Source organism: Paenibacillus amylolyticus (genome assembly GCF_047302515.1).
Lineage (GTDB): Bacteria > Bacillota > Bacilli > Paenibacillales > Paenibacillaceae > Paenibacillus > Paenibacillus amylolyticus_G.
Window position 1 is genome coordinate 5,775,280 of sequence record NZ_CP168019.1, and the last position, 15,494, is coordinate 5,790,773.

Below are 15,494 nucleotides of genomic sequence, written 5' to 3' on the forward strand. Positions count from 1 at the left end.
CAAGGCCTCCTGAATATGAATTAGATTTGTACGCTTTCTATAGTTAAGAAGAGATGATGTTTTACCTTTGTACAGGTGCTCCTGTCAGAGCCAAAAAGTTGCCGAGCAACTTCATACCGAGCTCTCCACTTTTCTCCGGGTGGAATTGCATGCCGAAGTTGGATCCTCTGCCTACAATGGCTGTCACCGGATGTCCGTAATCCGTTACCGCCAGCAGATCGTCCCTGTTTTCAGTAAGCGCATGATAGGAATGGACAAAATAGACGTGACCTGCTTCAAGCCCCGTAAATAGAGGATTTTCCGCGTGCAGGAATTCCAAACGGTTCCATCCCATATGAGGAACTTTCAGCTCTCCTGGTGCGAATCGCACCACTTTACCTGGCAAAATATCCAGTCCCTCATGCTCACCATGCTCTTCACTTGAGCTGAATAACAATTGCATGCCCAAACAGATACCGAGCAGTGGTTTAGACCCGACAGCGGCTTCCTTCACCACCTTATCCAGTCCACTCTCACGCAGATGAACCATCGCATCACCAAAAGCACCTACGCCTGGCAAAATGACACCATCTGCGCCAAGAATCTCTTCCCGGTCACCCGTGACCAGCGCTTCGTAGCCAAGACGTTCGACCGCTTTGCCGACGCTGTGCAGGTTACCCATACCGTAATCGACAATTGCAATCGCCATCGTCTACAGCACTCCCTTCGTGGAAGGCACACCCGTTACACGTGGATCAATCATCGTTGCTTCATCCAGTGCACGTCCCAGCGCCTTAAAGATCGCTTCAATCATGTGGTGGGTGTTCTGACCATAGTGCACAATGACATGTAACGTAATCCGAGCTTCCAGCGCTAATTTCCACAGGAATTCATGTACCAGCTCCGTGGAGAAACTGCCTACTTGTTGGGAAGGGTATTCTGCACGGTATTCAAAGTGAGGTCGGTTACTCACATCAATAATGACCTGAGCGAGTGCCTCGTCCATTGGTACAAAAACACTGGCGTAACGCTTAATTCCACGTTTGTCACCCAACGCTTCTCGCAACGTCTGTCCGAGACAGATTCCGATGTCTTCAACCGTGTGATGATCGTCGATATCAATATCTCCGCGGGCCTGCACGTTCAGGTCGAATTGTCCGTGCTTTGTGAACAGATCCAGCATATGATTCAGGAAAGGTACATCCGTTTCAATCGTGGATTGTCCTGTTCCATCTACATTAAAGGCCAATTGGATATTGGTCTCGTTTGTTTTGCGGTCAACCTCTGCTTGGCGCACTGCACCTTTGTTTTCAAGTTCCACACCATTATTTTGCTTATCCATTGTCCGATTCCGCCTTTCCTTCCTGTTCTAACCGTACAGCAATTGCACGGGCATGCCCTTCAAGACCCTCATGGCGGGCCAACTCTATAATAGCCGCTCCGTTCTTCAGCAGCGCTTCTTTACTATAATAGATCAGACTCGATTTCTTGATAAAATCATCCACGTCCACTGGCGAACTGAACCGCGCAGTGCCATTGGTCGGTATAATGTGATTGGGTCCTGCAAAGTAATCCCCTACCGGCTCCGAGCTGTACGGGCCGAGGAAGATCGCGCCGGCATTTTCGATCCGGCCAGCGTAAGCCATCGGCTCCTGCACCATGATCTCCAGATGCTCCGGTGCGAGCCGGTTCACCACGTCAATTCCCTCATCGATGGAATCAACCACAATAATAGCGCCATACTGCTCCACGGAAGCAGCAGCGATATCACGCCGCGGCAGCACTTCAAGCTGCCGCTGCACTTCGCCCTGCACGGCTTCCGCCAGCGTGGCCGAATTCGTGACGAGAATGGCCGATGCCATCTCGTCATGTTCCGCCTGCGACAAAAGGTCGGCGGCGACATACACTGGATTCGCCGTATCATCGGCGAGCACCACAATCTCACTCGGCCCGGCGATACTGTCGATATCGACCGCACCGTACACCTCGCGCTTCGCGAGCGCCACGTAAATATTGCCCGGTCCACAGATCTTGTCAACCGGTGCAATACTCTCCGTGCCGTAAGCGAGGGCGGCGATAGCTTGAGCGCCGCCAACCCGGTACATCTCGCTCACGCCTGCTTCCGCAGCAGCAACGAGAATGTACGGGTTAATACCTTCGCCACCGTTCGTTGACGGCGGCGTCACAAGAACAATCTCCGGCACGCCTGCCACCTGTGCCGGAATCACATTCATCAGCACAGACGATGGATACGCTGCTTTGCCGCCAGGTACATAGACGCCGACCCGCTTCAGCGGTCGGATGACCTGGCCCAGCAGGCTGCCGTCCGGCTGCCAATCCATCCACGAGTTGCGTTTCTGTTTCTCATGAAACGCACGAATGTTGGCGGCGGCTTGCCGAATCGCCGTCACAAAGGATGGCTCCACGGCTGAATAAGCCGCCTGCAGCTCTTCCTGCGGCACGCGCAATTCCGCGGCCGTCAGCTTCGTGCGGTCCAGCTGCTCCGTGTAACGCAGCAGTGCCGCATCACCCTCACGGCGAAGGTCGCTGACAATACGCCGTACCGTTTCATTTTGCTCCGGCGTGCCATACTCCACTTCCCGCTTCAGATCAAACTCCCGTGCAGGTACAATTTTCATACGTACAACCTCCTCATCCTCTGTAATACGTAATGCCTGTCATTCGAATCAATTTCATAATACCTTTTGCGGCTTCAATCAGGGCTAATTTGTTGTGTCACTTACCTTTGCTTTGCATGTTTCTCATTTATATTGTCTTTAACTATTTCGTTGTTTATCATGTATGTTTCCAACGCAGTAATTTATCCGCGAAGGCTTCCCGCAGAAATCTCATTCGATGCCGGAATGACCTCTTGAAGTGCATCACACAAAGCCTGGATTCGTGCATTTTTCATCCGATAACTTACCCGATTCGCGATAAGACGGCTCGTGATATCCAGAATGCCTGTCATCTCCACCAATCCGTTCTCGCGCAGCGTCTGACCTGTCTCCACCAGATCGACAATCCGGTCTGCCAGACCAATCAAAGGCGCAAGCTCAATGGAACCATTCAGCTTGATCACCTCGACCTGCTGCCCCTGCTCCCGGAAATACTGTGAAGCAATCCTTGGATACTTCGTTGCAACACGTTGCTGGATGCCTGGCTTCCAGTCTGGAAGTCCGATCACAGACATACGGCACTGGGCGATTCCCAGATTCAACAGTTCGTACACATCCCGATCTTCCTCCAGCAGCACGTCTTTACCGACAATTCCGATATCGGCAACACCGTACTCCACATACGTTGGAACATCTACTGGCTTCGCCATAATGAATTCCATTCCAGCTTCCGGCACTTCAATGACCAATCTGCGTGTATCGTCTACGTCTTCTGGAATATCCAGCCCCGCTTCACGAAACAATTTGGAGGCTTTTTTGTAGATTCGGCCCTTCGGCATGGCCACCTTCAGAATATCCGACATCTCAGCGTCCTCCTTCTTCAGATCCGTAAGTAATAACCTGCTCAGCCTGAGCAGTTCTTGCTTCAACCGATACGGCACTTGCCCCAGCCCCGTCTTCAGGAAGAAGGAGTGTCACTACATTTTGTCCCATACTGCGTAATCTTGCCGCTTCTGTTAGTGCCTCGGCCCGACGTTTCGGGGTATATTGGATAAGTACCGGTTTTTTCTCTTCAATGGTAATGCCATGAACACCATCAATAATACGGTTCGTTTTCAGTGCAAATCCTGTAGCTGGCAATGAACGACCAAACTGTTGTAACAGATTATCATACCGTCCACCGCTACATACCGGAGATCCCAGTTCGGCTGCATACCCTTCAAAGGTCATGCCCGTATAATAGGAGAAATCACCGATCATCGTCAGATCAATCAGCACATGCTCGGATACACCGTACGCTTCCAACACTTCGAACACGGCACACAGATGTGCAATCGACTGTGCTGCTTCAGCACTTGAACTTAGCTCTACCGCATGTGTGCATACTTCCTTGCCACCACGAAGACGAAGGATCGCTTCAAGCTGTTCTTTCAATTTAGGCTCCAAATTCAATGCTTCAATCGACTGGCGATAGCCGACATAATCACGTCCGAGCAGCCCTTCCTTCAATTGCTCCTGCTCAGCGGTCTGGCCTGGAATCACTTCCTCCAGTAATCCGTTCAGGAATCCCATATGGCCCATCGCTATTTTAAAAGAAGACACACCCGCTGCCTGCAAAGAGGCAATCGCAAGCGCAACAACTTCTGCATCCGCTTCAGGCGAGTCGTCCCCAACCAGCTCCACGCCCGTCTGAAAGAATTCAGCCTCACGTCCTGCTTCCTCTTCAATAGAACGGAATACGTTCGCATGATAGGACAGACGCAGCGGCAACTGCTCATCTTTGAGCATAGATGAAACTACGCGTGCAATCGGAGCCGTTAGATCCGATCTGAGTACCAGTGTGGTTCCCCTGCTGTTTAGCAATTTAAATAATTTACGATCTGATGTAGAACTTGCCACACCTACCGTGTCGTAATATTCAATCGTTGGTGTGATGATCTGACGGTAACCCCAGCGTTCCATACATTCCAGTACATTGCGTTCAATCGTCCGCAGCTTGGATACTACATGTGGTGTGTAGTCGCGGAATCCGGTCGGTTTTTCAAAACCTTTTGGTTTGGACATTGGTAATATTCACCCCGAGTCAGTAATTTAAGAGTTGCACTCGTTCTATTTCAACAGGATTTATGTAGTGTAAATCCCCATTCTATCTTATAAACCTGAATCACCTTATTGCTGCAAAAAGCCTTCAACTATTGGTTTAGTTCAACCTTTATCATGATTAATTTCTCCGAGAATGCTTTCACATGGTAAAGTGCTAACAAACTAAAGGATATGGGATATGATAACATGAAATCCGCACTACCGTCAACAATACCAAAGCTTGATTGCCCTTGGATCGACATATCGTTTTATATACACACCGTAACGCTCGCCAATCGGTATTTATATACGAAAAAAGCTGCCGTCAGCAGCTTTTTACTTCGAATCATCTTCATTGATTCATCTTCATTCATTACTTTATTGACTCAATGCACACTACCCTGAGAAGAACCATCCGTGTTAAAGACAGTTTCTTCCGTAGAAGCTGCCGCACGGGATAAATCACGAAGTGGATTACCTCCAACAAAAGCTCCTGGTGCAACATCCTTATGTACGACTGCTCCAGCAGCTACAACGGCTCCATCCCCTATGGTTACCCCGGGCAGAATCGTTGTGTTAGCACCAATCAGTACATTTTCCCCGATAATCACCTCACCGAGCCTGTACTCCTTAATGAGATACTCATGAGCGAGAATCGTTGTGTTGTAACCGATGACCGAGTTTTCGCCGACCGTTATTTTCTCCGGAAAAAACACATCCACCATCACCATCAGGCCAAAGGCCGTGTGTTTTCCCACCTTCATACCGAGCATTCGGCGGAAAATCCAATTCTTCACCGATAGGATCGGACAGTAACGTGACAACTGGATCCAGATAAAATTACGAACGCCCTTCCACGGACTCACTGTCTTGTAGATATGCCAAAGTGCATTCTGGTCCTCTACCGGATAGCGGGTTACTTTTCTCATGAACGTCCCGTTTCAATACGGATGAGTTTCAACAAGTCTCTCATGTCATGCAACATATGATCGGGTCCATATCCGTTCAGGATTGTTTCCCCTTTAAGGGACCATGCAACCCCCGCCGAGAGTGCGCCCGCATTCTGTGCCGATTGGATATCCACTGGACTGTCACCCACCATTAACGTTTTGGCAGGATCTGCACTCAGTTCCGTCATCGCTTTCAGTACCGGTTCAGCGTGCGGCTTCGGATTCGTTACGTCAGTTACTGTTACAATCGTCTTCATATACTTCAATAGGTCAAAACGTTCTAGCACCTTTAATGTAGATGGACGAATTTTGGTTGTGACCACACCCATCACAATGCCCGCCTGATGCAGCGCCTCTACTACCTCAATAACATGTGGAAAAGGTCTAACCATCGCTTCATGATGGATATCATTATAAGCACGGTAACCTTTCACGTACTCGGAGACTTCCTCCTGGCCAGAGAAGGTGCGCATTTGCTGCTCCAGTGTGCCACCCATATGCGGAATAATCTGTTCCCGTGTCCATGGAGCTGAATGCTCCCATCCCCCCATGACATGCTGGAATGAGCTGATAATCAACTCATTGGTATCAATAATCGTTCCGTCCAGATCAAACAATACCGTGTCAATCATGTTGCATTACTCCTTTTTATCATCAACTTGCTTGGATTCATCTTTGGCTGGAGGTGTTACCTTGTTCTCTTTGCCAGCAACCGTTCCCGTATGCTCCATATCATCTGAGGTAACTTTGGACGATACAATCGGATCACTATAACGAACATCTGCTTTACCTGTAACTCTTCTCACCACAATGAATACAACAGCAACAATAATGATGCCAATCGCGAGCAGTTGCGAGATTCTTACGTTACCGTAAGCAGGATCAAGATATCCTTGTTCGAAGCCCATTGCAGTCATTGGAGACCACAGCCCGTTCACTAATGAAGCAACCCATTGCGGAGCCTGGAAGCCAAGACTGTCCGTACGTAGAGCTTCAATGAAGAAACGACCGATAGAGTACCAGATGAAATAAGACATGAACAGTTCACCTGAACGCAGAAACTTCTGACGACGCAGAACCAGCAGCAAGACCAGACCAACGAGACTCCACATCGATTCATACAAAAACGCAGGATGGTGGAATACGCCTTCTACGTTCATTTGATTCACAATAAAGTCCGGCAGATGAAGCTTGTCTCTCAAAAATGATTCTTCTACAGGACCGCCGTAGGCTTCCTGATTCACAAAGTTCCCCCAGCGTCCGATCAACTGTCCAACGAGCAGTCCAGGCGCACAGATATCGGCCATACGCCAGAAGTTATATCCTTTACGACGGAAGAAAATAACTGCACAGATGATTGCACCAATAAGGGCACCATAGATGGCTATACCGCCATTCCATATTTTAAAGACATCCCAGAAATTATCCTTATAATCTTCCCATTTAAATGCGACGTAGTAGATGCGGGCACCAATGATGGCAGAAGGCACGCCCAGCAAGACCATGTCCATGAACACTTCCTGTGGAATATTGTAACGTTTGCCCTCCCGGATCACGAGCAGGAGTCCTATAAGTGCCGCAGCACCAAGAATAAGCCCGTACCAGTGAACCTTTAACGCTCCAATAGAGAACGCAATCGGGTTCAACAGTAATAATGTATCCATTCATTCACACTCCTATTTATTCAATCAATCGCACGCATGACGAATGGTTGGCATACACTGCGCCTTAAGAGAAGCAGTACATGTCAACCATTTATCTTCATTTCCTTGTATAAAATATTTCTTAATCCATGTCTTCCATGTCTTCCGAGATGGTTGCTGTCAGCTTGTTCGTGAATTGCAGCGCAGCATTCAGACCCATCTGTTTCAGGCGATAGTTCATCCCTGCCACTTCAATAATAACCGCCAAGTTCCGTCCCGGACGAACAGGAATCGTAACGAGAGGTACATCCGTATCAATGATACGTGTAGTCTCTTCATCCAGACCCAGACGATCATATTGTTTATCCTGCTGCCATGCTTCCAGACGTACAACCAAAGTAATCCGTTTGTTATTCCGAACCGCACCAGCCCCGAACAATGTCATGACGTTGATAATACCGACACCTCGAATCTCGAGCAAGTGGCGGATCAATTCAGGTGCAGTACCGTGCAGCTGAAAATCTGACGTTTGGCGGATCTCTACCGCATCATCGGCAATCAGTCGGTGTCCACGTTTCACCAGTTCAAGCGCTGTTTCACTCTTACCAATACCGCTGCTACCTGTAATCAGCATACCTACGCCATAGACATCACAAAGTACACCGTGAATGGTTGCAGTTGGTGCCAATTTCTTTTCCAGGAATCCCGTGATCCGGCTGGATAGAATCGTAGTAGCCATGTTGCTGCGAAGTACAGCCAGATTCTGCTCTTCACTGATATCAATCAGCTCTTGCGGAACTTCCAGTCCACGCGTGACAACGATACAAGGCGTCTCTTCCGTACAAAGACGTTGCATACGATCGCGCCGCTCTTGCTCAGGTAACATTGCAAAGAAAGCTAACTCCGTTCTTCCAAGTAGCTGTACCCGTTCTTGTGGATGGTATTCAAAATAACCGGCCATTTCCAGACCAGGACGGTTCAGGTCATCTACCGTAATGACTCTTTTCAATCCGTGAGATCCAGAAACAACCTCCAACTGAAATTGCTGTACCAGTTCAGATACTTTCACTTTTTTCGCCATTTGTCTCTTCCTTTCAGCATTAGCTGTCCCTCTATGTACATCAGATCGTGTATCAGTTATTTCCATTATTAGCGCATTCACAACATGGGGTACAGAATGCATACCCTTCCAACAGTCGATTCTCTCAAATAAATGAAGACAGACCTTCAAATAATCTTAAATGAATTCCGGGATGAATGCAATCGCAGCCTCCGACAACCATTAGTCAGAAAAGCCTTCTGATCGAAGCACCTTCTAGGATACTACATTCGTAGTTTAAGGGGTGTTTTTCTTACGATTATTAATCCTTCAACTCTGCCGAAACTTATAAATTCATTAATCTTAAAAAAGCCCCTTCCAGCAATAACGGAAGGGGCTCTCATTACAATGTATAATTGCGTTAACTGTCAGGTTCCATCGTCACCGAGGAATCCCAGTATTATTTGTCTTGAAGAAGTACGTTCACTTCAGTCTCTTTGTCAAAGATATGAACTTTGTTCATGTCGATGGCCATTTTAACTGTGGAACCATCACGAGTGTTAGAACGTCCGTCTACACGTGCGATCGTTGTATCATTACCAACACCGCTCAAGTAGAGGAGCATTTCGTGACCCAGGTTCTCTGTAACATCTACGTGTGTAGAGAATACAGAGTTCGGGGATGCTTCCAGGAATACTGGCTCTTCGTGAATGTCTTCTGGACGAACACCCAGAATCACTTCTTTACCAATGTATCCTCTAGATTTCAACACTTGTGCTTTACCTTGCGGGATTTCAACATCCACACCAGGAGCTATGAAATGCATGCTAGTACCTTGCTCAGCGAGTTTACCCGAGATAAAGTTCATTGTCGGGGAACCGATGAAACCAGCTACGAACAGGTTAGCCGGCAGGTTGTACAACTCTTCCGGAGAAGCTGCTTGTTGGATGATACCATCCTTCATAACAACGATCCGATCACCCATCGTCATAGCTTCGATCTGGTCATGCGTTACGTAGATAACAGTTGTTTCCAAACGTTTCGCAAGTTTAGTGATCTCAGCACGCATTTGACCACGCAGTTTGGCATCCAAGTTGGAGAGAGGCTCATCCATCAAGAACACTTGTGGATCACGGACAATCGCACGTCCCAAAGCGACACGTTGACGTTGACCACCGGACAATGCCTTAGGCTTACGCTCAAGCAAATGTTCGATATCCAGGATTTTAGCTGCTTCACGTACACGTTTGTCGATCTCATCTTTTTTAACCTTACGCAATTTCAAACCAAACGCCATGTTTTGATATACGCTCATATGCGGATACAAGGCATAGGATTGGAATACCATCGCGATATCGCGGTCTTTAGGTGCAACATCATTAACGACACGGTCACCGATATAGAGTTTACCTTCAGAAATTTCCTCAAGGCCTGCGATCATACGAAGTGTTGTTGATTTACCACAACCGGACGGACCTACCAGTACCAGAAATTCTTTATCTTTAATGTCCAGGTTAATGTCAACTACAGTTGCTTTATCAGAACCCGGGTATTTTTTGAAAATATGCTCTAAACGTACTCCAGCCATGATTGTTGCCTCCTCAGAGATCATTTTGTAATCGAATACAATTTGTATTTTTATAATACCCTATCTACGTGAGGTTTGACTATTCGCAAACTGCACAAAAATATCAATGCTTTTTCGTCACTTTGTACATTAGTAGTAAAAACTGCACTAGAACAGCACTTTCGAAGTGCCTCACATCGTAACCAATCTCCTGTTTTATCTTGTCCAGACGATAAACCAACGTATTACGATGAATGAAAAGTCGTTTCGCTGTCTCGCTGACATTACAGTCCAGGCTAAAAAAGGTCTCCAGCGTAGCAAGTGTCTCACTGTCATTGAAGATAATCGTGTCTTTGCCAGTTTCCTTTATAAAACGTATACGTTGATCATCTGGAATGCTCGCTACCAACCTCTCCAGGTGAAGATCCCATGGGAGATGAATATGCTGCGTAACATGGAATGCTCTCCCCAAGTGCACACTTTCTCTAAGAAGAACTGTGACCGATACTAGTTGTTTTGCAGGAATGCATGGCAGAGATGCGGACAGATGGAACACCCCAGCCCACTCGCTGGCAACCAATTCATGTAACCCAAGACAAAAAGCGTTCAGCGAATCCTTTTTGGCTTCCGTTGTATCTTCCTCGGCTTCTTCTGTAACAATTTCTTTATCACCCATGAACATCCACTCTTGCTCCCCCAAAGGAATCAAGACAATCTCCTCGCCAAAGTAACTCTCAAGCAACTTGTTGAGTTCTTTGGATCGTAAACGATGTGCATCCGGTGTATCCCCTTGCAGCAAGAACAGAATCTTCTCAGCATTCAATCCTGCGGGCACCACAAAGCGATCAGGAACCGCTTCAGATTCCTGTTTGGTTGGTTCTTCGATCTGCTCTTTAAGCCAGAGACCCAATTCAGTCAAATACTGCTCCCTATCATTCTCATATACAACAGGTTGTACCTCATCGGGTAGAGCCATGTTAGTACGGATTAAAAGCTCAATCAATTGTCGTGTTTCCACGGTAATAGATTTTGCAGGGCATCCCCAACACACGACAGTCTCTTCATGCTCATTCATCCGAACCTTAAAAAATATACGCTTTCCCGTATTCAAACTGATCACATCGGATGAAATTGGAGATGCAGATTGATCAGATAACTCCTGATGCTCACCTTTATCATCAACGGTCTCTGAATTTTCATGTCGACCAACCAGATTCACAACGGATTGCATCCATTCTGCTATTGTAATTTCATATTCGTCCAAAGTTGTGCCTATAATGACTTCAATTTGCTGTTTTAGATCAGGTATGAGCTTCATATAATGAACGTCACCACTCTGCATGTTTTCTATTAGTTTATCATATCTTGCCCAGCATTAATAAATATCCATATTGAGCTATAATCACATAACAAAAAAGAGCGACTAATCAAATTAATGATTAATCACTCTTTTCTTAAAGATGAGTCATGAAGGGCTCGAACCTTCGACACCCTGATTAAAAGTCAGGTGCTCTACCAACTGAGCTAATGACTCATAAAACTGGTGGAGGATGATGGATTCGAACCACCGAACCCGTACGGGAGCAGATTTACAGTCTGATGCGTTTGGCCACTTCGCTAATCCTCCAGGGATTAAAGGTGGCTCGGGACGGAATCGAACCGCCGACACGAGGATTTTCAGTCCTCTGCTCTACCGACTGAGCTACCGAGCCATATTTAATTTTTAGGATTAATGGCGGAACCGACGGGATTCGAACCCGCGATCTCCTGCGTGACAGGCAGGCATGTTAGGCCAACTACACCACGGTTCCAGGCATTAATGGTGCCGGCGAGAGGACTTGAACCCCCAACCTACTGATTACAAGTCAGTTGCTCTACCAGTTGAGCTACACCGGCATATATGGTGGAGGCTGAGGGGATCGAACCCCCGACCCTCTGCTTGTAAGGCAGATGCTCTCCCAGCTGAGCTAAGCCTCCTGGGTAATATGGTAGCGGCGGAGGGGATCGAACCCCCGACCTTACGGGTATGAACCGTACGCTCTAGCCAGCTGAGCTACACCGCCATATTAATTGTGTCTTGATTGCTTGTCCATCTTTAGGTAAAGATGGCGGAGAGAGAGGGATTCGAACCCTCGCACCGCTTACGCAGTCTAACCCCTTAGCAGAGGGTCCCCTTATAGCCACTTGGGTATCTCTCCAAATAACAATCATCAACATCATTCAAGGATTGCTCCCTGAAAACTAGATTCGAAACGAAACATGCGATTTAGAACTTGCTATTGGATAAGCCCTCGACCGATTAGTACTGGTCAGCTCCATGCATTGCTGCACTTCCACCCCCAGCCTATCTACCTCGTCGTCTTCAAGGGGTCTTACATACTGGGAAATCTCATCTTGAGGGGGGCTTCACGCTTAGATGCTTTCAGCGTTTATCCCGTCCGTACATAGCTACCCAGCGGTGCTCCTGGCGGAACAACTGGTACACCAGCGGTACGTCCATCCCGGTCCTCTCGTACTAAGGACAGCTCCTCTCAAATTTCCTACGCCCACGACAGATAGGGACCGAACTGTCTCACGACGTTCTGAACCCAGCTCGCGTACCGCTTTAATGGGCGAACAGCCCAACCCTTGGGACCTACTTCAGCCCCAGGATGCGATGAGCCGACATCGAGGTGCCAAACCTCCCCGTCGATGTGGACTCTTGGGGGAGATAAGCCTGTTATCCCCAGGGTAGCTTTTATCCGTTGAGCGATGGCCCTTCCATGCGGTACCACCGGATCACTAAGCCCGACTTTCGTCCCTGCTCGACTTGTAGGTCTCGCAGTCAAGCTCCCTTATGCCTTTGCACTCTTCGAATGATTTCCAACCATTCTGAGGGAACCTTTGGGCGCCTCCGTTACTCTTTAGGAGGCGACCGCCCCAGTCAAACTGCCCACCTGACACTGTCCCCGCACCGGATTACGGTACCAGGTTAGAACCTAGATACGATCAGGGTGGTATCCCAACGTTGCCTCCACGCAAGCTGGCGCTCACACTTCAAAGGCTCCCACCTATCCTGTACAGATCGTACCCAAATTCAATATCAAGCTGCAGTAAAGCTCCATGGGGTCTTTCCGTCTTGTCGCGGGTAACCTGCATCTTCACAGGTATTAAAATTTCACCGGATCTCTCGTTGAGACAGCGCCCAAGTCGTTACGCCATTCGTGCGGGTCAGAATTTACCTGACAAGGAATTTCGCTACCTTAGGACCGTTATAGTTACGGCCGCCGTTTACTGGGGCTTCGGTTCACAGCTTCGGATTGCTCCTAACCACTCCCCTTAACCTTCCAGCACCGGGCAGGCGTCAGCCCGTATACTTCGCCTTACGGCTTCGCACAGACCTGTGTTTTTGCTAAACAGTCGCTTGGGCCTTTTCACTGCGGCCCCCTCGTGCTATTCACACTACCGGGGCACCCCTTCTCCCGAAGTTACGGGGTCATTTTGCCGAGTTCCTTAACGAGAGTTCTTCCGCGCGCCTTAGAATACTCTTCTCGCCTACCTGTGTCGGTTTGCGGTACGGGCACCATCACCTGGCTAGAGGCTTTTCTTGGCAGTGTGAGATCATGACCTTCGCTACTACAATTTTCGCTCCCCATCACAGCTCAGCCTTACAATGTGCGGATTTGCCTACACATCAGCCTTACTGCTTAGACGGACATCCATCAGTCCGCGTCACTACCCTACTGCGTCCCCCCATTGCTCATAACGGCTTACGGTGGTACAGGAATTTCGACCTGTTGTCCTTCGACTACGCCTTTCGGCCTCGCCTTAGGTCCCGACTTACCCTGAGCGGACGAGCCTTCCTCAGGAACCCTTAGGCTTTCGGCGGATCAGATTCTCACTGATCTTTTCGTTACTCATACCGGCATTCTCACTTGTATAATGTCCAGCGCTCCTTACGGTACACCTTCAACCCTTATACAACGCTCCCCTACCCCTGATGCAAAGCATCAAGCCATAGCTTCGGTGGTGTGTTTAGCCCCGTTACATTTTCGGCGCAGAGTCACTCGACCAGTGAGCTATTACGCACTCTTTCAATGGTGGCTGCTTCTAAGCCAACATCCTGGTTGTCTGTGCAACTCCACATCCTTTCCCACTTAACACACACTTGGGGACCTTAGCTGATGGTCTGGGCTGTTTCCCTTTTGACAATGGATCTTAGCACTCACTGTCTGACTCCCGGAAGTAAGTCTATGGCATTCGGAGTTTGACTGAGCTTGGTAACCCTTGCGGGCCCCGCACCCAATCAGTGCTCTACCTCCACGACTCTGTTTTCCGAGGCTAGCCCTAAAGCTATTTCGGGGAGAACCAGCTATCTCCGAGTTCGATTGGAATTTCTCCGCTACCCCCACCTCATCCCCGCATTTTTCAACATGCGTGGGTTCGGGCCTCCAGTGCGTGTTACCGCACCTTCACCCTGGACAGGGGTAGATCACCCGGTTTCGGGTCTACGTCCACGTACTCAATCGCCCTATTCAGACTCGCTTTCGCTGCGGCTCCGGCTCTTCACCTTAACCTTGCACGGGAACGTAACTCGCCGGTTCATTCTACAAAAGGCACGCCATCACCCCTAAAACGGGCTCTGACTTTTTGTAAGCACACGGTTTCAGGTTCTATTTCACTCCCCTTCCGGGGTGCTTTTCACCTTTCCCTCACGGTACTGCTTCACTATCGGTCGCTAGGAAGTATTTAGCCTTGGCAGATGGTCCTGCCGGATTCATACGGGGTTTCACGTGCCCCGCACTACTCGGGATCCGTCTCGGAGGGAACAGACTTTCAACTACAGGGCTTTTACCTTCTTTGGCGGGCCTTTCCAGACCTCTTCGCTTAACCGGTTCCTTTGTAACTCCATGTGAGACGTCCCACAACCCCAAAGAGCAAGCTCTTTGGTTTGGGCTTCTCCGCGTTCGCTCGCCGCTACTGACGGAATCACTATTGTTTTCTCTTCCTCAGGGTACTTAGATGTTTCAGTTCCCCTGGTATGCCTCTACATAACCTATGTATTCAGTTATGAGTAACTGGAAATTACCCCAGCTGGGTTTCCCCATTCGGACACCCCCGGATCAAAGCTTGCTTACAGCTCCCCGAGGCAGTTTCGTTGTTCGCCACGTCCTTCATCGGCTCCTAGCGCCTAGGCATCCTCCGTGTGCTCTTAGTAGCTTAACCATTTTGTTCCGGTTTCGGTCGCTCGCTTCCCTTAGTTTGGACTACGTCCAAATCCAAAAGTCGCTCTCACCCGATACCATCACAAAAGCAATTTAACTACCTTTATACACTTGACTTGTTTACACAAGTTCAGCTTAAAGGAATGTTCTAATTCGCGTTTGTTTCGTTTCGATATCTAGTTTTCAAAGAACAAACTTGTAAAACATTTTTGGTGGAGCCAAGCGGGATCGAACCGCTGACCTCCTGCTTGCAAGGCAGGCGCTCTCCCAGCTGAGCTATGGCCCCATATAAAGTTTAAAGGTATAGATGGTGGGCCCTGGTGGACTCGAACCACCGGCCTCACCCTTATCAGAGGTGCGCTCTAACCAACTGAGCTAAGGGCCCACATTATATATACTATTTGAACCCAAA

The 15,494-nt window shown here is 48.5% G+C and carries 11 protein-coding genes, 10 tRNA genes and 1 rRNA gene; all 22 read right to left on the bottom strand.

All coding sequences use genetic code 11. The features are described 5' to 3' along the window. Positions 1-61 precede the first annotated feature (61 nt). Entirely contained in the window at positions 62-688 is a 627-nt protein-coding gene (hisH, locus tag ACDJ59_RS25255) for an imidazole glycerol phosphate synthase subunit HisH (RefSeq protein WP_047841449.1), read from the bottom strand. Between the two features lie 3 nt (positions 689-691). Further along, on the bottom strand, positions 692-1,321 hold the full coding sequence (gene hisB, locus ACDJ59_RS25260; protein ID WP_036674766.1) for an imidazoleglycerol-phosphate dehydratase HisB: 630 nt from the start codon (positions 1,319-1,321) through the stop codon (positions 692-694). After that, positions 1,314-2,618: a histidinol dehydrogenase gene (hisD, locus tag ACDJ59_RS25265; RefSeq protein WP_413406610.1), complete on the bottom strand. Its 1,305-nt coding sequence runs from the start codon at positions 2,616-2,618 to the stop codon at positions 1,314-1,316. The genes hisB and hisD overlap by 8 nt, the downstream gene beginning before the upstream one ends. 182 nt (positions 2,619-2,800) lie before the next feature. After that, a complete protein-coding gene (gene hisG, locus ACDJ59_RS25270) occupies positions 2,801-3,460 on the bottom strand; it encodes an ATP phosphoribosyltransferase (RefSeq protein ID WP_413406611.1) in 660 nt (219 codons plus the stop codon). Between the two features lies 1 nt (position 3,461). Then, on the bottom strand, positions 3,462-4,661 hold the full coding sequence (locus ACDJ59_RS25275) for an ATP phosphoribosyltransferase regulatory subunit (RefSeq protein WP_076254314.1): 1,200 nt from the start codon (positions 4,659-4,661) through the stop codon (positions 3,462-3,464). Positions 4,662-5,065: 404 nt separating this feature from the next. Then, a complete protein-coding gene (locus ACDJ59_RS25280) occupies positions 5,066-5,608 on the bottom strand; it encodes an acyltransferase (RefSeq protein WP_413406612.1) in 543 nt (180 codons plus the stop codon). Continuing rightward, a complete protein-coding gene (ppaX, locus tag ACDJ59_RS25285; RefSeq protein ID WP_413406613.1) occupies positions 5,605-6,261 on the bottom strand; it encodes a pyrophosphatase PpaX in 657 nt (218 codons plus the stop codon). The genes ACDJ59_RS25280 and ppaX overlap by 4 nt, the downstream gene beginning before the upstream one ends. Before the next feature lie 6 nt (positions 6,262-6,267). Next, the gene (gene lgt / locus ACDJ59_RS25290) at positions 6,268-7,293 is read right to left on the bottom strand and encodes a prolipoprotein diacylglyceryl transferase (RefSeq protein ID WP_076320055.1); all 1,026 of its coding nucleotides are present in this window, start codon (positions 7,291-7,293) and stop codon (positions 6,268-6,270) included. Positions 7,294-7,414: 121 nt separating this feature from the next. Beyond that, positions 7,415-8,353: an HPr(Ser) kinase/phosphatase gene (hprK, locus tag ACDJ59_RS25295; RefSeq protein WP_017691278.1), complete on the bottom strand. Its 939-nt coding sequence runs from the start codon at positions 8,351-8,353 to the stop codon at positions 7,415-7,417. A 418-nt stretch (positions 8,354-8,771) separates the two neighbouring features. Further along, positions 8,772-9,899: an ABC transporter ATP-binding protein gene (locus tag ACDJ59_RS25300; protein WP_017691279.1), complete on the bottom strand. Its 1,128-nt coding sequence runs from the start codon at positions 9,897-9,899 to the stop codon at positions 8,772-8,774. A 103-nt stretch (positions 9,900-10,002) separates the two neighbouring features. Then, positions 10,003-11,220 (bottom strand): PucR family transcriptional regulator, encoded by a 1,218-nt coding sequence (locus ACDJ59_RS25305; protein ID WP_413406614.1) that lies wholly within the window; start codon positions 11,218-11,220, stop codon positions 10,003-10,005. A 119-nt stretch (positions 11,221-11,339) separates the two neighbouring features. Continuing rightward, positions 11,340-11,412 (bottom strand) — tRNA-Lys (locus ACDJ59_RS25310). 7 nt (positions 11,413-11,419) lie between these two features. Continuing rightward, positions 11,420-11,505: transfer RNA gene (locus tag ACDJ59_RS25315), tRNA-Tyr, on the bottom strand. A gap of 12 nt (positions 11,506-11,517) precedes the next feature. Then, positions 11,518-11,590, bottom strand: a tRNA-Phe gene (locus ACDJ59_RS25320). 21 nt (positions 11,591-11,611) lie between these two features. Continuing rightward, positions 11,612-11,689: transfer RNA gene (locus ACDJ59_RS25325), tRNA-Asp, on the bottom strand. A 9-nt stretch (positions 11,690-11,698) separates the two neighbouring features. Next, positions 11,699-11,774, bottom strand: a tRNA-Thr gene (locus tag ACDJ59_RS25330). A gap of 5 nt (positions 11,775-11,779) precedes the next feature. Beyond that, a tRNA-Val gene (locus ACDJ59_RS25335) sits at positions 11,780-11,855 on the bottom strand. A gap of 9 nt (positions 11,856-11,864) precedes the next feature. Beyond that, positions 11,865-11,941: transfer RNA gene (locus tag ACDJ59_RS25340), tRNA-Met, on the bottom strand. A 43-nt stretch (positions 11,942-11,984) separates the two neighbouring features. Next, positions 11,985-12,076, bottom strand: a tRNA-Ser gene (locus ACDJ59_RS25345). A gap of 81 nt (positions 12,077-12,157) precedes the next feature. Then, positions 12,158-15,083: ribosomal RNA gene (locus ACDJ59_RS25350) — 23S ribosomal RNA — on the bottom strand. Positions 15,084-15,292: 209 nt separating this feature from the next. Then, positions 15,293-15,368, bottom strand: a tRNA-Ala gene (locus ACDJ59_RS25355). A 22-nt stretch (positions 15,369-15,390) separates the two neighbouring features. Continuing rightward, a tRNA-Ile gene (locus ACDJ59_RS25360) sits at positions 15,391-15,467 on the bottom strand. Between the last annotated feature and the right edge of the window lie 27 nt (positions 15,468-15,494).